The organism is Aeromonas sp. s1(2024) (assembly GCF_040908005.1).
GTDB lineage: Bacteria > Pseudomonadota > Gammaproteobacteria > Enterobacterales > Aeromonadaceae > Aeromonas > Aeromonas caviae.
This window is the reverse complement of the sequence record NZ_JBFOCW010000057.1, coordinates 14,802-38,242: the sequence shown is the minus strand read 5'-3', so window position 1 is coordinate 38,242 and position 23,441 is coordinate 14,802. Positions and strand designations below refer to the sequence as shown.

Genomic DNA, 23,441 nt, shown 5'->3' with positions numbered 1-23,441 from the left:
CATCGCGATCACTCCCAGGGCGTCACATTGGCGTACTTGTATTTGGCGTAGACGGGCTGGCCGTTGTAGGAGCTGGGCGGGAAGCTCGGGTTGGCGCTGATCCAGTTATTCACAAACGTCTGCATCCAGCTGGTGACGGGGCGGCTCTCGCGGCGCACGCTCACCCATTTGTTCTGGGTGCGGCTGAAGACCTGCCAGGTGACTCCCGCCTCGTCGATGTTGAAGGCGTAGCGCTCCATGTTCCAGATGGAGATACCGTACTTGCCCAGGTCGATGTCCTGGGGATACTGACGCCCCTGGATCCAGACGTTGGTATGGAGCAGGTTGGTGCCCCCCATCAGCTCGATGTCGACTTCATAGTGAGAGCTGGTGCCTGCATCTCCGGTATAGGTAAAGAAGGAGCTGATGGTGCCGGGCACCGATCCTGCCTGCATTTGCACCTCATAACGACCCTTGCGGGTGTAGTTGTAGGTTCGCAGCTCAGCACAGCTCTTGTTCCCTTTGTCGGATTTCGCATGGAGGATGGCCGTGCCGGACTCCATCCAGACGTTGGCGGCGCGCCAGGTGCAGTCGAATTCTGACCCGCCATTGCGCCAACCATCAGAGACCTGCCAATCCTGATTGCTCCACCACCATGCCGATGCCTGAGTGGAATATAATCCTCCCGCCATCAGCAATACTGACATCAGTCCAAGTTTACGCATATTATCCACATTCCTGTGTGTTTATTAATGAGTGTTTTATTGATGACTGCAAGCAGCATCAGAATAGCCATAAACAGATATTGAAACTTATACTGGTATCGCGTCATGACAGTTTCATACTTTTGAAATTGCCTGAAAAAGGTATGAAAGACATGACGGCTGGCTGGTATAACCAGAATAAAAAAAGCCACCGTATATAACGGTGGCAAAAGCACGGACTCCCGATCCGATGAGTTAAAATCAGCTGGCTTGGCGGCGATAGATCTCGACCAGTTCGGTGGCCAGTTCGCGGCACAGAATGGAGGTCATCAGGTGATCCTGGGCATGTACCATGACCAGTGTCATCTTGGTCTTGCCTTCGCCCTCATCGGCTTCAATCAGTTTGGTTTGTACGGCATGGGCAGCCTTCCCCGCGTCGGTGGCCTGGAGCAGCAAGGCATCCGCTTCGCTGAACTGGCCAGCACGAGCCTGACGCAGGGCTTCGAAACAGAGACTGCGAGATTGGCCGGCATTGACGATGATGCCCATGACTGCTTCTTCAAGATCCATCATTTATGACTCCTTAAAATCCATTATTACGAGAGACGTTGGCGAACCATTCACCACTTTTCTTGACGGTGCGCTGCTGGCTTTCCAAATCAAGGCTGATGAATCCATAACGGTTTTTGTAGGCATTCATCCAGGACCAGTTGTCAATAAAGGTCCACAGGTGATAACCACGGCAATTACTTCCTTCAGCAATGGCGGTATGAATCCACTGGAGGTGGCCGCGAATGAAGTCGATACGATAATCGTCTTTTACCTGACCATCTTCACCAATGAATCTGTGCTCCCCTTCGACACCCATACCATTTTCGGAGATATAGCTTGGGATATTTCCATAGTTGTCGCGCAGGTTGATCAATATGTCATAAATACCGCGCTCATATATTTCCCAGCCGCGATAAGGGTTCATTTTGCGGCCTGGCATCTCGTAATTCTCGAAGAACCAGTCAGGCAGGAAAGGGGAGTCCGGGTTGATGGCCGTCATGCGTGCCTTCACTCGCCGCGGCTGGTAGTAGTTGATGCCGAGCAGATCGATCTTGCCGGCGGCCAGCAGTTCGCAGTCGCCGCTTTGCACAACTGGCATCTGATCGTGCTCGCGCAGGATATCGATCAGCTCCTGGGGATAAACCCCCTTCACCGCAGGATCGAGGAAGGCGCGGTTGAAGAACAGGTCGGCAATGAACGAGGCCTTCAAGTCTGCCGGGTTTGAAGAGCGCGGATAGGAGGGGGTCAGGTTCAGGACGATGCCGATCTGGCCGGGCAGGGAGAGTGTGCGATAACGCTTCACCGCCAGACTGTGGGCCAGCATCATGTGATAGGCCACCTGGGCTGCCCGTTTGAAGTCCATCTGGTTCGGGTAATGGAAGTCATACAGATACCCTCCTTCCACTACTACAACGGGTTCATTGAAGGTCATCCAGCAGGCGACGCGATCACCGAACAGTTTGAAGCAGAGCGCTGCGTACTCGGCATAAGCCGCCACGGTTTCGCGGCTCTCCCAGCCCCCCTGCTCCTGCCAGTACATCGGCATGTCGAAGTGGAACAGGCCGATGAAGGGTTTGATCCCCTTGGCCAGCAGCTCATCGATAACCTTGTTGTAGAAGTCGACGGCCTCCTGATTGACGGTGTGGCCATCCGGCAGCAACCGGGCCCAGGAGATGGATGTGCGGAAGCTGTTGTGGCCAATCTGTTCCATCAATGCGATGTCTTCACGATAGCGATCGTAGAAGGTGGAGGTGTTGGCCGGGCCAACCTGGCCGTGGAAACGGTGTGGCTCCGTCTCGAACCAGTGATCCCAGATGGTCGGTGCCTTGCCGCCCATATTGGCAGCTCCTTCCGATTGTGCGGCCGACGAGGCGCTACCCCACCAGAAGCCTTCGGGGAATGTATATTGCATTGCAGTTTCCTCTTGATGACCGGCGTGCAGGCGGCGTGGCGCCCGCACGCCTGGCGCTTACGCCTGACTCTGAATCGGTGTGATTGTGTCTGCTTTTTCTGATCTGGCGGCTTCTTCCGCTTCAGCCGTCTCGGCTTCCTGCTTGAGCAGGGTGCGTTCGTAAGCTCGCACGAAGGGGTAATACATCAGGGCGGAGATCCCCATGCAGATGAAGCACATGATGACCGGACTGAAGGCCCAGTTGGTCGCCCAGGAGGCGCCGATGGGGGCCGGCGTGGTCCATGCGGTCAGCATCACGACCTTCTCAACCAGACCCAGATCCACCGCGAACCAGGCCAGGATGGCGTTGATCACCGGCACCAGGATGAAGGGCAGGAAGAAGACCGGGTTCATGATGATGGGAGCACCAAACAGGATCGGCTCGTTGATGTTGAAGAACCCGGGGACCACGCCCATTCGCCCTATGGTGCGCAGGTGCACGGCGCGGCTGCGCATCAGCAGGAATGCCAGTGGCAAGGTGGAGCCCACGCCGCCGATAAACAGGAAGTGATCCCAGAAACCGGGCAGGAAGGTGTGGGGAATAGCTTGGCCGGCGGCCAATGCGGCCTGGTTGCTGGCCAGGTTTGCCATCCAGAAGGGGTTCATGATGCCGGTGACGATCATGGTGCCGTGGATGCCGGCAAACCAGAGGATCTGGCACAACAGCACAGCCAGCAAGACGGCAGGCAGGCTGTCGGAAGCCGCCACCAGCGGTTTGAGCATGGACATGATCGCCTCGGGCAGGATCATGCCTGTGGTTTCCTGCAGCAGCATGTTGAAGGGGTGCAGGGTCAGGATAATCGCCAGGACCGGGATCAGCACCTCGAAGGAGCGCGCCACCCCCATCGGCACCTGCTCGGGCAGACGGATGGTGATGTTGTTGCGCTTGAGCCAGGCATAGACCTCAGTCGAATAGATGGCGCAAATAAGAGCGGTAAAGATGCCCTGACCGGAGAAATACTGGGTGGAGATGGTGCCGTCTTTGTATTGCGCTGCCACCAGCATGAACGACATCAGCGACAGCAGGCCCGTGGTGATGGGGTCCAGGGAGTATTGCTTGGCCAGGCTGGATGCGACGCCCACCGAGATGAAGACTGTCATCAGCCCCATGCTCATGTTGAAGGGCAACATGAGTTCGGCACGATAGGTGTTGGAAAAATCGAGCCAGGCTCTGGCAAAGCCCCAGGTGGTTTCGCTGGAGATGGGTGGGAAGATGAAGACCAGCATGAAGCTGCCGACGATCATGAACGGCAGCGCGGCAATAAAACCGTCACGGATGGCCAGAACATAGCGTTGCTGACCCAGTTTTCCTGCCAATGGGCCGATCCGTTGTTCGATCAACTTGACCAGCATCCCATAGAGTGAACTCATAGTGTGTGTCCTTCCTTGTGAGCACGCTTAACCAATCAGGGACAGGGCGTAGTCCAGCACCTTGTCGCCGCGCTGCATGCCGTAATCCATCATGTCGATAGGTTGTACCTTGATGCCGTGAGCCGCCGCCTTGGCTTGCAACTCCGGTTGCATGTACTTGATCTGCGGTCCCAGCAAGACCACCTGGTAATGGGGCATCTGGTCATCGAACTCCGATGCGCCAAAAGCCTTGATCTCGGCAGCCAGGCCCCGTTTTTCGGCTTCTACCAGCATTTTTTTCACCAGCAGGCTGGTGGACATCCCGGCAGAGCAGCACAACATGATTTTTTTCATGATCATTCCTCAGTTATTAAGCTGGGCTCACTATAGATCGATGCAACAAAGTGGGAAATCGATTTCACAAATGGGGTTTTGTAATTGTGATCGCGATCACTTGATGGATATCTGATATAAGGCGTATAAAATAAAATATCGTTATTTGTCAGTTGGTTATAATTTTTTTATGATGTGGTTTAAGCCATGTTTATTCGACTTGGCATTTTGAAATATCGATTTCAAATCTGTCGTGGTTTTCATGCTGCTCCTGGACCCCTGCATGATGCAGGGGGCGCTTTCGGCATGGTGTCGATCCGGCGACCATGCCAGCAACCCCGGGTAACCGAGCTCATCGCCGTGCTCCTTCACCCCCTGGTGGCAGGGCGTCATGGTGTCGGCTCAGGGGCTCTGTACAGTGTCTTGCTCAGATGGCGGGCTCAGCCTGGGGTTGCCTTGTGGTTCTCGCTGAGGGTCACGAAACCCGATTCAGGAGCCGGGTATCCTGCTTTCCCGCCTTCTTCGCGCGCGGGGCACTGTAGAAGAGGCGGGGGGCGGGTGATGCCCAGTTGGCGTAAGCAGATCTGATGGCAAATGAGGGATCAAGTGGATGCGCAAATAAGGTGGCCAAGAGACGGACATGTAAATGACAGGGTTGCGAAGGTGCGGTCAGATGAAATGATCGATAAGAGAGGGTTCTGCTGCCGTCAGCCTCTGAATGATGATGGAAAAGGGAAAAGGAAAACGTAAAGCTGAGGGTGGCGACCGGTGCGGGAGCTGTCCTGGGCAAGAATGGCAGGGGAGTAAAACAATGCTCCGTCACGGGGACGGAGCATTGGAAGGGTGATCAGCGGGTCAATCCACCTTCATCCAGTACGCTGACCGTCCAGAAGAAGGGGGCATTCCAGTTGACGGTGACCTCGTTCAGCGTCCAGGCACCAATCTCATCTTTCCAGCAGGTCTGGCCGGTACACTTGCCCTTGAGGGTGGAGGCAACGGGATCGCTGAAGTTGATGGAGTTCGGTCCGCCCGAGAGTACGCCTGGTGGTACCAGGGGAGACGCGGGGTCGATGGGGTGAGCCCAGAACCTGTGGTGCGGATTCTTCAGCGGACGGCTGCCGTAGCCCGACACATAGGACTGGTCGAGGGGGTTGCGGCCGAGCACATAGTCCATGGCATCGGACATGGCCTGCAGGTATTTGCGCTCTCCCGTGAAGTCATGGGCCAACCCGAGGAAGATGCTGCGGTTCATCAGGTTGGAGTTGGAGCCCCAGGGGTATTCGGTCGCCTGATAGGGGATAAGGTAACCCTCCGTCACCACGCTCTTCTGGTAGCCGTCAGCTGCGGCGATGATAGCGGCGCGCGCCTTCTCCACTTCCTGTTTGCCCAGTTTGTTAGGCACCATGGCCAGCGTGATGGTCCCTGCGCTGCTGAGATCCTGCCAGTAGAGATCACCGCTTGCGCTACGATCCCCCTTGGGGGCGGCCAGATAGAGAGGGGACTGCTGGACGGCCTGCTTGTACTCGGCTTTGCCGGTGGTGGCAAACAGCTCGGCGGCAGCCCAGTAGAATTCGTCCTTCAGGTTGGTGTCATCATAGGGACCGGATCCCACAAAGTTGTCATAGGCATAGACGTCCGGATGGCGGTTGGCCGCCTTCCAGGCTCGTTCCGCTGCCTGCAGGCTGCGCTGTGCGAAGGCCGGATCCAGATCTTTCCATACGCGAGCAGACTGGGCGGCGGTGGCCGCCAGGTTCAGAGTCGCAGCCGTGCTGGGGTGGCTCAGGAAACGGGGTTGTGGATCCTTGTGGGGCGGGAGCGGCATCCCGGTCCAGGCTTCGTCGGCGACCTTGTGGAAGACCATGCCGGAGGCATCGATCTCGGTCAGTTTCAGGCTGTCGAGCTGCTTGGACTGATCGCCTACCGGCACCCAGGCCTTCTTGCCTTCGGGCACCTGCATGGCGAGGAAGAACTCCATCATCCAGCGGGACTCGTCCAGCAGATCGTTGTAGCCGTTGTGCTGTTCCGGGATCTTGACCTTGCCGTCGGCAAAGGCGCTCTTGTCACCCTCTTTCGCCAGCTGCTCCCGTTCATAAAGGTTCATCAAGGTCCATACCGAGATCCCACCGTTGACCACGTACTTGCCCTGATCGCCGGCGTCGTACCAGCCGCCGGTCACATCCAGCGTGAAGTCACAGCCAGGCCACTGGTTGCCCTTGGCGTCCAGCTTGTTGAAGCAGGTTACGTTCTCGGGCTTGTGTCCTGCCGGGCGAGCAAGGTCGGGGCGCTGGACATATTTGGCTTCGATGTCGATGCCGCTACGCTGCTGATAGAAGAAGGAGAGGGCATCGAATTTCATGGTGTGATAGATGTCATCGCCGATGCTGAACGGATGACTCTTCTGGCCGGCGACCTCCAGTACCAGGCCGGTGCCCGGGGTGGTGACCTGACTGAAGTCGGCAATCTGTACGTTCTCGCCGGATGCGGCATTCAGGCCAAAGGGCGTGGTCTTGCCTTCCGCGATGGTCTCACCCTGGGCATTGCGCAGGGTCCAGGGGAGCGCGTCCTTGCTGTCGGTGGCGATGGTCGCCCGTTTCAGAGCCTTGCTGAGATAGCCGACCTGGTTGACGCGCACGCTGCCCAGCTCCGATTTCTTGATCAAGGAGGGGCCCGATAGCGTGGCTTCACCGATACAGACAGTGGTCGGTGTCTGGGTGCCCATCTGAAGTTGGAACTGGGTCTTCTCGTCAGTGGCAGAAGGTGTGAACTGGATATCGAACGGTTTGGGCGTGCTGCCGAGGGCGAGGTCCTGCACCATGTAGTTGGTGTAGGGGGCGCCATCATGCTGGATCAGGGCCTTGACGTTGATGTCGCTCTTGGCCATGGCAGTGAAATGGAGTTTGTAGGTTTGCCCCTGCACCAGGCCGAGATTGGACTGACCCAGGATGACATCCCAGGGATTGGAGCCCGACTCGGTGAAGGTGATACAGCCCATCTGGTTCTCGGCGTTCAGGGTCCCCCCGGCCGTCCACCATCCATCGGTTCCCTGGAAGCCCCCATTGGTCAGCAATTCACCCACAGGTCCGGCAGATGCCGAGGAGGTCGCTGAACCAGATGCTCCTGCGCTGGGCAGTGAGCAGCCATGCAAGCCAATGACGCAAGACATGGCAAGCGTCAGGGCACTAAGCCGAGATGTTTTCATTGTTACCCCTTTGATCACAGACGGAAATAATGGCGTCGATTTTCGCACTCACGCAGAAAATGACCGAGTCATCCTGCGGCCCGCATTTCACTGTCAAGATTCACACACAATCCTTGAGTGGAAATCGATTTCACGATTCAGGTAACAGTAAATTTTTTGGCAGATCAAGTTTGCTTTTATGAAATGTGATGGAGACGGCAAATTTTCGTTTATTGATATATTCATGCACTTGAATTGAATTCCATTGAATCCTTTCAACATTCCTCTGACTCCCGAGCCGTTTGGCCATATCGGTGTCGTTCCAGACAGCTCACGCGGCAAATCAACGTGATTGATTGCATTTAAATTATTGTTTTAACTTTATTTTGTTGGTATTCCTGCCATGAATCTACCCGTTCTCTCTGTTCCTTCCTGGGTATTCTGCTGATGAGACAAGCCCCCGAGTTTGTGAGTTGCATCACTATTTTCTCTTTCAGCGGGATCTTTGTCATGGCATGACAAAGATACTGCTGGAATGACGAAGAGATTTCTGTTTACCATTTAATATTCTTGCAATCGATTTCAAATTAGGCTGTTTTTCAAGACGACTCGCCATGAACGATGAGTCCAGGCGATGAACGAGAACATCCGGAGAGTCATAAGGAAAATGCGTAAAACTACAGGTCTCACCAGGTCTATGACCTGCCTATTCGTGGGGTGCGGCATCTGGAGTGCCGGGATGGCGGATGAGTTGTCGACCATGCCCTATTTTTCCACCTGGCCGCAGATCCACAGCGCCATTGCCAGGGACGAGGGGATGGAGCGCCAGATCCAGGCTCTGCTCTCCCGGATGACCCTGGAGGAGAAGGTTGGCCAGATGATCCAGCCCGACTTTCGTGAAGTGACACCTGAGGAGGTGACGCGCTACAAGATTGGCTCCGTCCTCAACGGAGGGGGGGGTTGGCCCGGCAACAACAAACACGCGTCGGCCCAGGACTGGGCACACCAGGCCGACACCTATTGGCAGGCGGCGGAAGCGGGCTTCGAGGGCAGTGGGTATCGCATCCCCTTCATGTGGGCGACCGATGCGGTGCACGGCCATAACAACGTCTTCGCGGCGACCCTGTTCCCGCACAATATTGGCCTGGGGGCGGCGCGGGATCCGGATCTCATCTACCGTATCGGCCAGGTGACGGCGCGGGAAGTGGCCGCCACCGGGCTGGATTGGACCTTCGCCCCGACGGTGGCGGTGCCGAGGGATGATCGCTGGGGCCGGACCTATGAGGGCTATTCCGAAGATCCCGCCATCGTCTATCACTATGCTGGCGAGATGGTGCGTGGCCTGCAAGGTTCCGCGACGGATCTGCGCGGCCAGCGCCATGTCATCTCGAACGTGAAACACTTCGTGGGGGACGGCGGTACCCTGAACGGGGTCGACCGGGGTCAGAACTTCTATTCGGAAGAGGACCTGCGCAACCTGCACGCGGTGGGCTACTTCTCGGGGCTGGATGCCGGTGCCCAGGTGGTCATGGCTTCGTTCAACAGCTGGCACAACGAGCTCAACCGCGACGTGCTGCCAGAAGACGGGGTGGAGTACAACGGCAAGCTGCACGGCAGCCGCTATCTGCTGACCGACGTGCTCAAGGGCAAGATGGGCTTTGATGGCCTTGTCGTCTCTGATTGGAACGGTCACAGCGAGATCGCCGGTTGCACCATGGGGAGCTGCCTGTCTGCGGTGCTGGCCGGGGTCGACATCTTCATGGTCACAGCGCGCAAGGACTGGATGGAGTTTCGCCAGAGCCTGCTCGATGGCGTGGCGAGCCGGCAGATCCCGATAAGCCGGATCGACGATGCCGTGACGCGTATCCTGCGGGTCAAGATGCGGGCCGGGCTGTGGGAGAAACCCATGCCATCGGCCCGTGAGCTGGCGGGCAAGCAGGGTGAACTTGGTGCCGTGACGCACAAGGCGCTGGCCCGGGAGGCGGTACGCAAGTCGCTGGTGCTGCTCAAGAACGAGGGCAGGATCCTGCCCCTGAGCCGGCAGAGCCGGGTGCTGGTGGCTGGGAGCGCCGCCAATGATCTGGGCAAGCAGGTGGGGGGCTGGAGCCTGACCTGGCAAGGCAGCGAAAACGGGCGCGGTGATTTCCCCGGTGCCCAGAGCGTGCTGGATGCGGTGACCGCCACCGTCGGTGCGGATCATGTGCAGGTGAGCACGGGATCCGGTGAGTTTGCGGGAGCCAAGCCCGATGTCGCCATCCTGGTCATGGGGGAGGATCCCTATGCCGAGTGGTTCGGCGACATTCCTGACAACAAGACCCTTGCCTATGGGGATCTCAAGAGCAGCTATCACGAGGACCTGTTGACCCTCAAGCGGCTGAAGGCGGCCGGCATCCCCGTGGTGACCGTGCTTTTCTCCGGACGTCCGCTCTACGTCAATGAGGAGCTCAATCTCTCTTCCGCCTTTGTCGCCGCCTGGCTGCCGGGCACCGAGGGGGAGGGGATCACCGATCTGCTGTTCAGGGATGCCAAGGGCAAGGTGGCCCATGACTTCCAGGGACGCCTCTCCTTCTCGTGGCCCTTTGGCAAGTGCGCCACCACCATCAATCGCACGCCCACCCATATCCCGGGCTGGCAGCGTCCAGCCTTCGAGCAGGATCCAGCGGGTGAGTACGCACCGCTCTTCCCCTATGGCTACGGGCTCAGCTACGGCAAGCCTTCCCCTGTGGCGGCCCGGGTCAGCAACCTCAATACCCTGACCCTGGATAATCGTACCTTCGGCTGCAACGAGAGCGACCCCGCCAAACTGAGCGCCGCTGACAAGGTGCTCGAGCTGTTCGGGCCAAAGGCGGGTGAAGAACACCGTCTGCGCATGGGGGATGCCAGCAACTGGACGGGGACTGAAGTCTCCGGCAACAGCGTGACCGAGATGACCTTCATCAAGGTTCAGCCCATCGACTACCTGCGCCAGCAGGATGCGCGAGCGGTCACCTTCCTCGGGGCGGACAAGCCGGGTGTCGACTCCGGAGCCACGATCCAGTTGCAGACCACCCAGGTCAAGGGGGCGGACCGTCGCACCTACCTGAAGGGAGAGAGCGAGCTGCAGGTGACGCTGCGGGTGCAGCAGGCACCAGCGGGGGACATGACGCTGGGGCTGCAGTGTGGCTGGCCCTGCGGCAAGTCTATCGAGATTGCTCCGGCCTTGCGCCAGTTGCCCCCGCAGAAGTGGGTGACCCTGAGTCTGCCCCTGCGCTGCCTCGAAGAGGGCATGGACTTCGCGAAGGTCAATACCCCCTTCATCCTGGGCACCAGTGGACAGGCGCGTATCGACATGGCGACCGTTCGCTGGGTACCGGCTTCTCTGCTGGGGGCCTCAGGGGAAGTGGTCAGGCTCGATTGCCAGGGCAGGTTGAGTCGATAAGCCGTCAGCCAGATGCACCAGGATGCCTGTCGGGCTCCTGGTGCCTTGATAACCGGCTCCGCCCCGATGCGGAGGGAGAGGTGGGAGAGAAGGATGTCGATCGTACAGCGGATCAGATTGGGCTTTACGCTGCTGCTGGTCCTGTTGCTATTGCTCGGGGCCATCAGTTACCTGAAGACGACCTCCATTCACGGTCGTTTCCAGCAGGTGACCGAGGAGGCGACGCCTCAGGCCCTGACCGCCAGCCGGCTGCGCGCCGCGTTGCTGATGGCTGACAGGGACAGCCTGGCGCATCTCGCCATCCGGGAGACGTCGGCGTTCCCCGAGTCCCGTCAGCGTGTTGCCCATGACAAGGTCCGCTATGAGCAGCACATCAAGGCATTCGCGGCCCTGACACTCGATACCGAGAGTGAGCGGCAACTCGCCCGGGTCACCGACCAGGCCCCCCGGCTGTTTACCATCTCTGAGCAGTTGATGAGCCTGCACGAAGAGTCGGTCGAGCTGGAACGGGTGCTCGCACGGATGCGGAGCGAGCTGCTGCACCTGGACGACAACTACCGTTCGGCGGCAGACCTGCTGGTGCGTTACACGGCAGGGCGGCGCTCTTTGCAGAACAAGGCGGAGCTCATCACCAGCGGTATTGCACGGGATCTCAAGCTGATCCTGCGTGCCGACGGCAACACGGATCTGGTGGCGCTACAGGGGGTGCTGGCCAAAGACATCGACATTGCGAACCAGCGTCTGGAGCGGATTGTTGTCCCCGATGACGTCAAGGCCAGGTTCACCCGCCATGTGGCGCGCATTCCCCAGCTGGTATTTGGCGACAAGGGGCTGATTGCCACCCTGGTGCGCCGTCAGCAAATCAGCCAGCAACTCCATGGCTTGCGTGAACAGCAGGAGGCGCAGAGCCAGCAACTGGGGGAGGTCCTGGACAGGCTTATCGCCATCAGCAACCAGAGCATGCAGGAGGACAGGCTGAGTGCCGACGTCGCGGTTGACAGCGCCCGCACCTGGATCGTGATGGTGGCCCTGTGTTCCGTGCTCATCGCCCTCATTGTTGCCTGGAGTACGGCCCGCAGCATCCAGGTGCCGCTGGTGCGGATCAATCGGGTTCTCGGTCTGATGGCACAAGGTGACATGACGCTGCGGGTTCGCTACCCCGCCAGGAACGAGCTTGGTGAGGTTGCGAACTCCATCGACCAGCTGGCCCACCACACCAAGACGCTTCTGATGGAGGTCCAGACCGGCTCTGAGTACTTGGTGAGCGAGACGCGCAAGACCGCAGAGATCGGCGAGCAGGTGATGTCGCAGGTGCAGGCGCAGAAGGCCCAGACCGATCAGGTAGCGGCCGCCATCTTCGAGCTGGAGACCAGTGCGACCGAAGTGGCGCGCTCGAGCGATCATGTTCGTCGGGAGGTGGGGGAGGCCAATGACGAGAGCCGGCGCGGACGTCATCTGATGCAGGCCAATCGGGATGGCATCGAGCAACTGGCGACCGACATCGCCGGGGCCATGGCGATCACCCGCAAGCTCGAAGGCTACAGCAGCAACATTGGCAACATTCTCGAGGTGATCCGTGGCATGGCTGAACAGACCAACCTGCTGGCCCTCAATGCGGCCATCGAAGCGGCCCGTGCCGGGGAGGCCGGGCGGGGCTTTGCCGTGGTGGCCGAGGAGGTGCGGGCGCTGGCTACCCGTTCACAAGGGGCGACCCAGGAGATCCAGGTGATGATCGACAACCTGCAGGGATGCGCCCGCGATGTGGCGAGCGTGATGGCCCAGAGCCATGAGCAGACCCAGCAGAGTGTGCTGCAGACCCGGGATGTCGAGAGTGCCCTGGCGGGGATCGCCTCGCGCATGGAGGCCATCAAGGATATTGCGGATCACATGGCTTATGCCGCAGCGGAGCAGATTTCGGTGAGTCAGGGAGTGGCCCAGCACGTGGCGGCCATCGCAGACGTGGCTCACGAGACCGAGCAGGCGTCCCGGGTATCGGCGAGCAGTGGTGAGGTGTTGTCGGGGCTGGCCAGCCAGCAGCAGAGTCTGGTGGCCCGTTTCAAGGTGTAGGAGAGAGGCGATGTGGAAATCTGTGAGTGCCCTGCTGGTCTGGGGGCTGAGTACGGCGGCGGTATCCCAGGAGCTGGTGCTGGAAACCTGGCGCGTGGATGACGAGGCGCTCTGGAAGGAGCAGTTTCTGCCCCGTTTTCAGGCGATCCATCCCGAGATCACCCTTAAGCTGCATTCGCAGCGCTCGGCGGATTATGATCGGGAGCTTGCCGAGCGGCTGGCGGCGGGGAAGGCAGGGGATCTCATCACTTGCCGTCCTTATGATCAGTCCCTGCGGCTGTTCCAGCAGGGGCATCTGCTGGATCTGACGGACCTGCCCGGGATGGAGAACTTCCCGAGCTTTGCCAAGGCCGCCTGGCAGACCGACTCCGGGGCCCAGACCTTCTGCCTGCCCATTGCCTCCGTGATCCAGGGTTTCTACTTCAATGTCGATATCTTCAACGCCCTTGGGCTGACACCGCCGCGAACCCGTGCCGACTTCTTCGCCGTGCTGGAGAAGGTGAAGCAGGATGGCCGCTATCTGCCGCTGGCACTGGCGGCTCACGACAGCTGGGTGGTCTCCGAGCTTGGTTATCAGAACATCGGTCCCAATTACTGGCATGGGGAAGATGGCCGCCTGGCGCTGATCAACGGTCAGGCGCGAGTGACCGATGCCCCTTATGTGGCGGCGTTTCGTGAGCTGGCGAGCTGGCGGCCCTACATAGGGGACCATCCGGCCGATGCCACCGAAGCACAGGCGGTGGATGCCTTTGCTGCGGGCAAGGCCGCCATGATAGTGGCGGGCTCCTGGTCGCTGGCCCAGTTCACCGGCAAGGTCAATTTTGGTGCCTTCCCGCCCCCCGTCGCGCAGGAGGGGGACACCTGCTATTTCACCGATCACACCGACATGGGGATCGGCATCAATGCCGCCAGCCCGAACAAGGAGGCCGCCCTGAAACTGGTGGAGTGGATGGCAAGCGCCGACTTTGCCGAGCGTTTCTCCAATTCGGTGCCCGGCTTTTTCTCCCTCTCCAATCACTTCTTCGAGCTCAAGGATCCGGTGGCGAGCACCATGATGGGCTGGCGGGATACCTGCGATTCCACCTTGCGTCTGGGGGCGCAGTTCCTCACCCGGGGTGAGCCATTGCTTACCACAGAGCTTGCGGAGGTATCGCAATCCGTGGTGCTCGGCACCATGACGCCGGAAGCCGCCGCCGCGCGCATCCAGCAGGGGTTGGCAAGCTGGTATCCCCCCCAGAAGGCGGCCACGAGAAGAGCCAGTCTGTGTGAAGCGGACGAGCCTCTCCCCACGCTGGCAACCAGCGCGGCCACCGGGACGGAATCCCCCTTCGCAGCGCCTTGACGGTGGCCCTGCTCCCGCAGGGATCTGCACACTCCCCAAGGCGCCTTCAGGCGCCTTGTTTCATTCAGGTCGACCGGGGTCATCGGGTTGTGATTGCCAGGCTTTGGCTGGTGTCATGGGGCCAGGCCGGATTGGGGGCCGGCAGAAGAGGGACGCCAGGTTGTGTGTAGTCTCTGTGCTATGTCAGAGAGTCAAGGTGGAAGTCGCGGCAGGGGCTCGTCGCTCGCTGGACAGGTGGCTGACAAAAGAAAAGCGGCCCGAAGGCCGCTTTGCGCTGATGCTGTGCTGGGATCTGATGCTGCGCAGAGAACTGCCCCGGTCTGTGTTCACCCCTTGTACGGCAGTGTGGTATCACGCACCACAATGCTCAATTCGGGCAGTTCGTCCGAGTTCAGCTCCGTGTTCTCGATCAAACCCAACAGAGTCTTGACCATCTTGACCCCCATCTCGTAGATGGGCTGGCGTACCGTGGTCAATGGCGGGTTGGAATAAGTAGAGAAGGGCAGGTCGTCAAAACCGATGAGAGAGACATCCTCAGGCACCCGCAAGCCGCACTGCTTGAGCCCCAGAATGGCCCCGTAACAGGTCTGATCGTTGGCGCAGAAGATGGCGGAGAATTTCCGGCCGCTCTCCACCAGCTTCTTAACGGCATTGAGCCCGCCGACTTCGGCGAAATCCCCCTGGATGACCAGGGAGGGGTCATATTCGATACCTGCGCTCACCAGGGCCTGGCGATAGCCATGATGACGCTCGATGGCATCGTTATGATCCGGCAAACCGACGATATGGGCGATGTCACGATGACCCAGATCCAATAAATAGCGAGTCGCCATATAGCCACCCAGCCTGTTATTGATGCTGAAGGAGTGTACCCGCTCGGTCATGATATTGTGACCTGTGGCCACAATCGGTATTTGCTGGGAAAACTCGAGCAGTGTTTGCTGATTGACGTGGCCGGTCAAAATAATAAGGCCATCAACCCGCCGGGCCACCAGCAGGCGCAACCGCTCAACTTCTTCTTCCGCATTCCAGTGACCACTGACAATCAGCGGCACATACTCCATGCCCTGAAGAGTGTGTTCAACACCCCGCAACATTTCGTTGGAAAATGGACTCTCCACATGTTGGGTCAAAACACCCAGGGTCATGGACTGACCCGTTTTCAAATATTGCGCCATCAGGTTGGGACGAAAATTCAATTCCTGAATGGCATCTTCCACCGCCTGACGTTTATCTGCGGCCACTTTGGCCGAGCCGTTCAATATCCGGGATACAGTGCTTGCCGAGACACCGGCTCGGCGGGCGATATCATAGACAGTGGCTTTTTTCTCCTGAGCTGACTTCGACATCCCCCCTCCGTACTCGACTGTGAAAACCTCTGGTCATGGCCAGTGTTATATGAATATCTTCTTAATAAATCAGCAAGTTAGGATACCCATTTCCCCTGGTGGTGACAAGCGATGATGCGCCTTGCCAGGGGAGGGAATGCTACTGCTGGGCGGCAAAAAAGACCTCTTTTGCCTTGGTAAAACCGGCTTGCTCGGCGGCTTTGACCCAGGCGAGCGCCTGCTCATAGCTTTTGCTCTGAACGGCAGTGCGAATATGCTGATAATAATCCAGTTCACCCAACGATTTATCTGGTGAGACCATCACGGGCGATATGGTTTTTGCGATCTGCGTCGCATTTGCAGCGGGCTCTGCGTCCAGCGTCAAATATAGGCGTCCGGTAGCAGAGTGAGGCACTTCCACATTGATGAGGCGGGCGACATCCGTGGTGCGATCATATTGCATGGCGCGCTGGAGATCGTCCGGATTGAGCCGGGTACTGCCCTGCATGTCCTTCGCCGTGGAATAGATCACCATATAGGCGGCCCGAGCGCTGCCGATGGGGGCCGGAATGGTGAATTCCCCCTGAATGTTCTGCCCTGAAATTAACGAACGACCGTCATAACTGAATGTGGAACCGGGAATGGTTTGAACGGCGTTGTATTGCTCGTCCAGCAACAGGATGCTGGGCAGGAAGACGGTATAGTCGACCGGAATGGTTATTTTGACGCGAGTTGCCTGGCTGACTTCGGGCAGCGAGAAGGCCATTACATAGCTTTTGCCTGAATCAAATGCATAGACCTGGCTGTCGGTGCTCACATCGACCCAGCGGCTCTCCTGCCCGAGGGACTGGAAGCGAAGTTCCTTGAACGATTCGACCGCCACCTTGTTCGACAATTGTTCCCGACCTTGTTCAACCTGTTGCTGCAGGGCGGAGACTGCCGATCCTGGCGAATGCTCCGGGCCCATGCCGGCGCATCCGGCCATCAGCAGACTGACCAGGAAAGGCAGACACTGCTTCGTTCCCTTCATCGTGTTTCCTCGTATGCAATGCGGGTCCCCCAAGGGACCCGAGATTATAGTGCAGATAAGTATCGCGACCTAACCTACCACCACATGTCCGCCTGTACACCGACCAGGAAATCTTCCCGGTCTTCCTGCCAGGGGGTCTCGTTGTTGTGATCGACATAGGTCGTCAGAATGCGGATCTCCGGTGAGGGCCCCATGCCGGTATTGACGGTGAAGGTCGGCACTATGCTGACCTTGTGAGAGGTGCCACCCCGTTCGACGTTGTCGATGATCAGGTTGTTTTTCACATATCCGACTTCCGTCTGGATGGAGAAGAACTCATTGATCGGGAATACCGGGCGCAGAGATGCGGCATACCAGGAATCATGGCCACCCAGCTCGTAGTCGTTGTACTGGTAGGAGAGGGTCGGCAGCAGATGAATATTGGCGCCATACCAGCCACCCCAGAGGAAGAGGCGGTAGGATTGATCGCCTTCCATCACCTTGGACTGGTAGGGTTTATAGCCATCCGCCTTGTCCTGCAGTGTCTTCTGATACAGGGAGCCCTTGCGATACATGGCGGTATTGGTCAGGTTGGCACCCAGCAAGTCCCCTGAACCCAGCCCACGTCCTGCCTGGGCGATGAACTTGGAGAAGCCGCCCGGCATGAAGAAGAAGTCGTCGCGGGAATAGATGACGGTTCCTTCTGCCCCCTTGGTCGCATATTGCTTGTTGTCGCCGGTGAACTCGTTGCTGGGCATCTGCTTGAGTGCGATCTCCATGTCCCAGGCACCATAGAGGGCGCTGGTGTGGAGGGTGTGCATGGTGGCTTCAGTGCCATTGGCGCGGTCGGAGTGGCTGGTGTCGTTGCTGTTGATATAGGCAAAGTCCCACTTGCCACCCGCCATCTCCATGGCTTTGATGCCGACGCCGGTTCCCGAGTAGTCCGTGTAGAAATAGTCGGTGGTCCAGATGTAGTTCTCGCGGTCGTAATAGCGCAGGCCACCCCACATGGTCCCGGTCGGGGTGATGCCACCCAGCTCCACATAGGTTTCTGACACACCGCTTTCGCGAGGCGCGGCACGGGTTTGCAGGCCGTCGGCATCGGACTCCACCTTGAAGTGGATGTTGACCGACTTGTTGCTGCCCAGATCCCACAACTTGTTCAGGCCCGCTTCCCAGCTGTTGTCCAGCTCGGAGCCCAGGCGCCCCATGGTCTTGTCCATCTCATATTCGTACCCCGCCTTGGCGAAGTTGTCCTTGGCGTCAAACATCGAGCCGGCACGAATATAACCGTGGAAGCCAAAACTCTCGGCGGCATTCGATACTGCGGGCGCTGCCAGCCCGCAACATGCCCCGACAAACAAGGCGAGTGACTTCAATTTCATCTTATTGCTCCAATCCGTAGAAAATTATTTTCAATCGATTTCTCGAAGATTCAATGCCTTGTCACTTGATCTGCTGGCAGGGCTGATTGCTGTCAAAGTCTGCCGGGATGGCTGTTTTCAGGGCCACGTTGGTGAAGGCGAAGCGCAGACCGGCCATGGAGTCCCAGGCCCCGCTCAGGTAGAGCGCCTTTTGCACCGAGCCTGTGTTGGCCACAGGAATGAGAGAGGCGACCGGCAGGATGCAGCGGTACCAGGTGTCGTCATCGGGCACGATGTTGCTGTCCATGGTGAAGAAGGTGCCAAAGTCCGGGCCGGCGGTACCGTCCATGCGGATCTGGATGTTGGGGGAGTCACCATAGCTGGAGACTTTCAGGTCGAGCAGCATGGCGCCGTCCTGATAGGCGGAGAGATCCCCATTGGCGCTGTCGGTCCCGAGGAAGGCGGCGCCATTGCCTGGCAGGTCCATGGTGATGACCTGGTTTTCATCGGTCAGGGTGCCGCCGAAGCTGGCTGCCGGGTAATCGGCGCTGCGGTCCAAGGCCTGGCTCTTGTCACCGGAGTAGTAGAGCGCGGCATCGGTGGCCACCAGCGCGGGGGCATTGTTGACGCCGGAGCCTGTGTCCGGATTGGTACCGGGATCGGTTCCCGGGTCGGTGCCTGGGTCTGTGCCCGGGTCGGTAGCGCCGCCAGGCGCTTCACAGGTGACCGGGTCGACAACGGGCTTGGCCGAGGTGGTGAGCTGGTACTTGATGTTGGTGATTTCGTAGTTGAAGGCTTCCTTGGTGGCCAGGTGGAACGGTGTGCCCACAGTGGCGAGGTTGATGGCCGTGGCACCGGGGAAGGGCTTCATGCAGTTGATGGGCAGCGTGAGCGTTTCCCAGTCGCCCGAACCGGTCAGGGCGCTGGCAATGGGCAGGCTGCTGCGGTTGGGATACTCGTTGTCGATGGAGGCATTGAGCACTTCCGGCACCTTGCTCTTGGTCCGCAGCTGGAACTCGATGAAACCGGAGGCGTATTTGCTCAGGTTCAGAGGGGTGGCGGATTTGAGCATGAAGGTGCCATCTCCGTCACCGGCTACCTGCACATCGGCGGTGTCATCGGTACCGGCATTGTTGATGAGCACGGCGCTGATGCTGGTCATGGCGACGGGAGAAGCGGTGACCGGTTGCAAGCTCCAGTTGTCCTTCTCTGACTGGATGCTGGGGGTTGTACCCCCATTGGCACCGACCCCGAACAGGATCAGGGTGCTGTCGCCAGGGGGCGTGGTGCCACCGTTGTCGCCACCGTTATTACCACCGGTGTTGCCACTATTCGAGTCGATATTATCGGCCCCACCACACCCGCCAAGCAGGGCAGCGGCGATCAACGACGCCAAAAGTCCTTTTTTTGATGCATTCATACTGACCACTCCAATCAATGGGAAAAATATCCACCGCGATGAACCGTCAAGACTCAAACAGACGCTATGCAATCGATGCCAAGACAAATCATGCTGGCTTCATTTTCTTGAAATCGATTTCCAATGCAATGCTTATCCCCTGTGATGATCAAAGTTTGTGTTTCAAATCACAGAAAACGTGTCCTGACGACCAGCTGATGGGATGTGCAAGAAAGAGTTATCTTTAAATGAAAAGAGTTTATAGTGTTGTTTTTAATGGTTTATTTTATTTTTCTCTTGAGGCTGACGATCAGAGGGAAAGTATCGGAGTAGATCTGCAATGTATCTGAGGTGATTGCGATGTGTCGATTTCTGAGCAACACTTAAATTGACTTCGATTTCATGGTGTATTGTATGAGAACCAGGGTGTCATCAACCTTGCGGGGGCCTCTCCAGCGGTTCAGACACCAGGAGTGTCCAGCCTTGACTGGTGATGGCAGACAGCATGCAGTCGATGAGGCCAATGGCGTCGGTCTTCAGAGCGATGCTGATGCCGGGTTCCTGCTGGGTCGGCACCGACCCGGGATGGTGCAAGCCCCCTGTGCCAGATAGCAGATCGCCATCTTGGAGAAGACCAAGGATGCACCGGCGACGGAGGGCTGGACACAAACCCAGGAGAGGCAACCCGCGATAGGGTCGCCCCGCAGCATCGGTCATGAACCACAGGCCCGGCACCATGGCGCGCTCATCCTCTTCGAAGGAACGCAAAATGGTGCCAGGCATGCATAGCATGATCATCGCCTCCCCAGGGCCAGCAAACCCGCGCAGCGGTCAGCATGATCGGTGCTGTGCTCGCTGTGCCCGCCAGGCCTGAATGCGCGCCTGGGTGCCGATGACGAAGACAAAAAAGACCGGCACGAAGAAGATGGCCAGCAGGGTGCCGCTGATCATGCCGCCGAACACGCCGGTGCCGATGGCATGCTGGGTCTCCGCGCTGGCACCACTGGCAAGCATCAGCGGCACCACGCCGAGGGTGAAGGCGAGCGACGTCATCAGGATGGGGCGCAGGCGCAGGCGGGCGGCGGTCACCGCAGCGTCAAGCAGCGAGCGCCCTTCGCCGTGCAACTGGCGGGCAAACTCCACGATGAGGATGGCGTTCTTGGCCGACAGACCGATGATGGTGATCATGCCCACCTTGAAGAAGACGTCGTTGGGCATGCCGCGCAGCATCACCGCCGCCACGGCGCCGAGCAGGCCCAGGGGGACCACCAGCATCACGGAGAGCGGAATGGACCAGCTCTCGTAGAGCGCGGCCAACACCAGGAAGACCACCAGCCCCGACAGCAGCATCAGCAGGGGGGCCTCGGCCGCCGACTGGCGCTCCTGCAGCGACTGTCCCGTCCAGGCCAGGGCGAAGCCTGGCGGCAATTGCGCCACCAGGCGATCCATTTCCGCCATCGCGGCGCCACTGGAAACCCCGGGGGCGGCACTCCCGGAGAGACGCACGGCGGGGAAGCCCTCGAAGCGCATCATCTGTTGTGGCGACTGGCGCCAGGTCGGCGTCACCACCTCCCGCAGGGGCACCATGCCGCCGCTGGCATTGCGCACCCGCAGGCCGAGTACGTCATCGAGCTGCATGCGCGCCGATGCGTCGGCCTGCAGGATGACCTGCTGCATGTGCCCGCCGTTGGGAAAGTCGTTGATGTAGAGCGACCCCATCGCCGCCGACAGGGTGCTGCTCACGCTGGTGAACGAGAGTCCCATGGCCTCGGCCTTCTGCCGGTTGATCTCGAGGTGAATGCTCTCGCCGGGGGGCAGGCTGTCGGGATAGACATCGCTCACCACCTCGCTTTGGGCCGCCAGTGCCAGCAGTTGCGCCTGGGCGGCCTGCAGCGCGGCCTCCCCCTGGTTGGCCCTGTCTTGCAGGAAGAGCGTGAAACCCGAAGAGGTGCCCAGTTCGTCGATGGCGGGCGGCAGCAGGCTCATCACTGTGCCTTCCTTGCTGTTGGCCATGGCGGCCTGTGCCAGCTCAGCCTCTTTGGCGGCCGTGGCACCATGACGCTGGTCCCACTCTTTGAGCATGGTGAAGGCCATGGCCGCATTGGGGCCAGCGCCGGAGAAGCTGAAGCCCTGCACCACCAGGTTGGTGTCGAGCGCCTCGCGAGAGGCTACATGGGCCTCGAACTCCTTGATGACGGCCAGGGTGCGCTCGCTGGTGGCACCGGTCGGCAACTGGATGGAGGTCATGAAGTAGCCCTGATCCTCGTCCAGCAGGAAAGAGGAGGGCAGCTGGGTGGCGGCGATGGCCAGCACGGCGCAGAGGGCGGCGAAGGTAGCCATCATGCGTCCGCTGCGCCCGACCAGCCGGGTGACCCGAACGCCGTAGCCTGCGGTGAGCCGCTCGACGCCCCGGTTGAAGGCGCCGAAGAAACCGCGCTTCTCATGGTGATCCGGGCTGATCGGACGTAGCAGGGTGGCGCAGAGCGCCGGCGTCAGGGTCAGGGCCAGGAAGGCGGAAATCAGGATCGACACCGCCATCGACAGGGTGAACTGCTGGTAGATGACCCCCACGGAGCCGCTGCCGAACGCCATGGGGATGAACACCGCCGTGAGCACCAGGGTGATGCCGATCACCGCCCCGCTGATCTCCTTCATGGCCCGCGATGTCGCCTCTCGGGGCGATAGCCCCTGGGTGGCCATCAGGCGCTCGACGTTCTCCACCACCACGATGGCGTCGTCGACGATGATACCGATGGCCAGCACCATGCCGAACATGGTCAGGGAGTTGATGGAAAAGCCGGCCAGCAGCATCACCGCGAAGGTGCCGAGCAGGGCGATGGGGGCGACGATGGCCGGGATCAGGGTGTAGCGCAGGTTCTGCAGGAAGAGAAACATCACCAGGAACACCAGCACCATGGCTTCCAGCAGGGTGTGGATCACCTTGTCGATGGAGACCTTGACGAAGGGGGTCGAGTCGAACGGGATCGAATAGGCCATGCCCGCCGGCAGGGTTGGCGAGAGCTGGGCAAGGCGAGTGCGTACCGCATCGGCGGTGCGCACGGCGTTGGCGCCGGGGGAGAGCTGGATGGCGGCGCTGGTGGCAGCCACCCCGTTCTCGCGGTTGGAAAAGGCGTAGGATTGCGCCCCCAGCTCGACCCGGGCCACGTCACCCAGCACCAGCTTGGCTCCATCACTACCGGCCCGCAGCACGATGGCGGCGAACGCCTCGGGAGTGGTCAGCTGCCCCTGTACCGTGAGGGGAACCGTCAGTCGCTGGCCAGGCAGGGCGGGTTCGTCGCCGAGGCGCCCCGGTGCAATCTGCACGTTCTGCTGCTCGATGGCCTGCGCCACCTCGCTGATGGTCAACCCGTAGGCGGCGAGTTTGCCCGGATCCACCCAGATGCGCATGGCCTGCTCGGCGCCGAACAGCTGCACTCGCCCCACGCCGTCGATGCGGCGCAGCTCCTGCACGATATTGCGGGCCATGTAGTCGTTCAGCGCGACCTCATCGAAGCGGCCATCCGGTGAAGTCATGCCGACCATCATCAGAAAGCCGGACGAGGCGGACTCCACCTGCAGGCCGGTTTGCCGCACCGCCTGTGGCAAGCGAGGCTCGACCGCCTTGATGCGGTTTTGCACGTCCATCTGGGCCAGCTCCGGATCGGTGCCCGGCTTGAAGGTAGCGGTGATCTGCGCGCTGCCGGAGGCATCTACCGATGACTCGAAGTAGAGCAGGTTCTTGACCCCCGACAGCTCGCGCTCGATAAGGCTCACCACCGCATCGTTCAGGGTCTGCGGCGTTGCGCCCGGATAGGTGGCATAGAGGGTCACCGACACCGGCGCCACCGAGGGGTAGCGGGAGATGGGCAGCTTGGGGATGGCGATGACCCCCGCCAGCACGATGAAGAGGGCGATCACCCAGGCAAACACCGGGCGATGAATGAAAAACTGCGGCATGAAAATGTCTC

The 23,441-nt window shown here is 59.6% G+C and carries 14 protein-coding genes; 3 read left to right on the top strand and 11 right to left on the bottom strand.

Going from position 1 to position 23,441, the window contains the following annotated elements; genetic code table 11:
- Positions 1-8 precede the first annotated feature (8 nt).
- The 6 genes from AB5Y70_RS13330 to AB5Y70_RS13305 form a co-directional block, all read right to left on the bottom strand.
- Positions 9-704 carry a family 16 glycosylhydrolase gene (locus AB5Y70_RS13330; protein WP_080560416.1) on the bottom strand — a complete coding sequence of 232 codons (696 nt, stop codon included), beginning with the start codon at positions 702-704 and terminating at the stop codon, positions 9-11.
- A gap of 240 nt (positions 705-944) precedes the next feature.
- Positions 945-1,256, bottom strand: a complete 312-nt coding sequence (locus tag AB5Y70_RS13325) for a PTS lactose/cellobiose transporter subunit IIA (RefSeq protein ID WP_010673336.1) — start codon at positions 1,254-1,256, stop codon at positions 945-947.
- 10 nt (positions 1,257-1,266) lie between these two features.
- Positions 1,267-2,646, bottom strand: coding sequence for a glycoside hydrolase family 1 protein (locus AB5Y70_RS13320; protein ID WP_042864290.1), 1,380 nt, complete (start codon positions 2,644-2,646; stop codon positions 1,267-1,269).
- Positions 2,647-2,703: 57 nt separating this feature from the next.
- Positions 2,704-4,056, bottom strand: coding sequence for a PTS cellobiose transporter subunit IIC (locus tag AB5Y70_RS13315; protein ID WP_010673338.1), 1,353 nt, complete (start codon positions 4,054-4,056; stop codon positions 2,704-2,706).
- A 27-nt stretch (positions 4,057-4,083) separates the two neighbouring features.
- A complete protein-coding gene (locus AB5Y70_RS13310) occupies positions 4,084-4,389 on the bottom strand; it encodes a PTS sugar transporter subunit IIB (RefSeq protein WP_010673339.1) in 306 nt (101 codons plus the stop codon).
- An 826-nt stretch (positions 4,390-5,215) separates the two neighbouring features.
- Positions 5,216-7,444, bottom strand: a complete 2,229-nt coding sequence (locus AB5Y70_RS13305) for a glycoside hydrolase family 9 protein (RefSeq protein WP_235663541.1) — start codon at positions 7,442-7,444, stop codon at positions 5,216-5,218.
- 841 nt (positions 7,445-8,285) lie between these two features.
- On the opposite strand from AB5Y70_RS13305, the gene AB5Y70_RS13300 reads away from it, so the two are divergent.
- From AB5Y70_RS13300 to AB5Y70_RS13290, 3 genes are all read left to right on the top strand, one after another.
- A complete protein-coding gene (locus tag AB5Y70_RS13300) occupies positions 8,286-10,964 on the top strand; it encodes a glycoside hydrolase family 3 N-terminal domain-containing protein (protein WP_368176056.1) in 2,679 nt (892 codons plus the stop codon).
- Between the two features lie 93 nt (positions 10,965-11,057).
- Positions 11,058-13,031, top strand: a complete 1,974-nt coding sequence (locus AB5Y70_RS13295) for a methyl-accepting chemotaxis protein (protein WP_210601692.1) — start codon at positions 11,058-11,060, stop codon at positions 13,029-13,031.
- Between the two features lie 10 nt (positions 13,032-13,041).
- On the top strand, positions 13,042-14,373 hold the full coding sequence (locus AB5Y70_RS13290; protein WP_368176055.1) for an ABC transporter substrate-binding protein: 1,332 nt from the start codon (positions 13,042-13,044) through the stop codon (positions 14,371-14,373).
- A 326-nt stretch (positions 14,374-14,699) separates the two neighbouring features.
- Here AB5Y70_RS13290 and AB5Y70_RS13285 read toward each other — a convergent pair whose 3' ends face one another.
- From AB5Y70_RS13285 to AB5Y70_RS13265, 5 genes are all read right to left on the bottom strand, one after another.
- Positions 14,700-15,722, bottom strand: a complete 1,023-nt coding sequence (locus AB5Y70_RS13285) for a LacI family DNA-binding transcriptional regulator (RefSeq protein ID WP_041201452.1) — start codon at positions 15,720-15,722, stop codon at positions 14,700-14,702.
- Between the two features lie 139 nt (positions 15,723-15,861).
- The gene (locus AB5Y70_RS13280) at positions 15,862-16,731 is read right to left on the bottom strand and encodes a MalM family protein (RefSeq protein ID WP_264787464.1); all 870 of its coding nucleotides are present in this window, start codon (positions 16,729-16,731) and stop codon (positions 15,862-15,864) included.
- A gap of 74 nt (positions 16,732-16,805) precedes the next feature.
- The gene (locus AB5Y70_RS13275) at positions 16,806-18,095 is read right to left on the bottom strand and encodes a carbohydrate porin (protein WP_233462984.1); all 1,290 of its coding nucleotides are present in this window, start codon (positions 18,093-18,095) and stop codon (positions 16,806-16,808) included.
- 61 nt (positions 18,096-18,156) lie between these two features.
- Positions 18,157-19,494, bottom strand: coding sequence for a putative glycoside hydrolase (locus tag AB5Y70_RS13270; RefSeq protein WP_279988906.1), 1,338 nt, complete (start codon positions 19,492-19,494; stop codon positions 18,157-18,159).
- 810 nt (positions 19,495-20,304) lie between these two features.
- Positions 20,305-23,430, bottom strand: a complete 3,126-nt coding sequence (locus AB5Y70_RS13265; RefSeq protein ID WP_319872561.1) for a multidrug efflux RND transporter permease subunit — start codon at positions 23,428-23,430, stop codon at positions 20,305-20,307.
- Positions 23,431-23,441 lie beyond the last annotated feature (11 nt).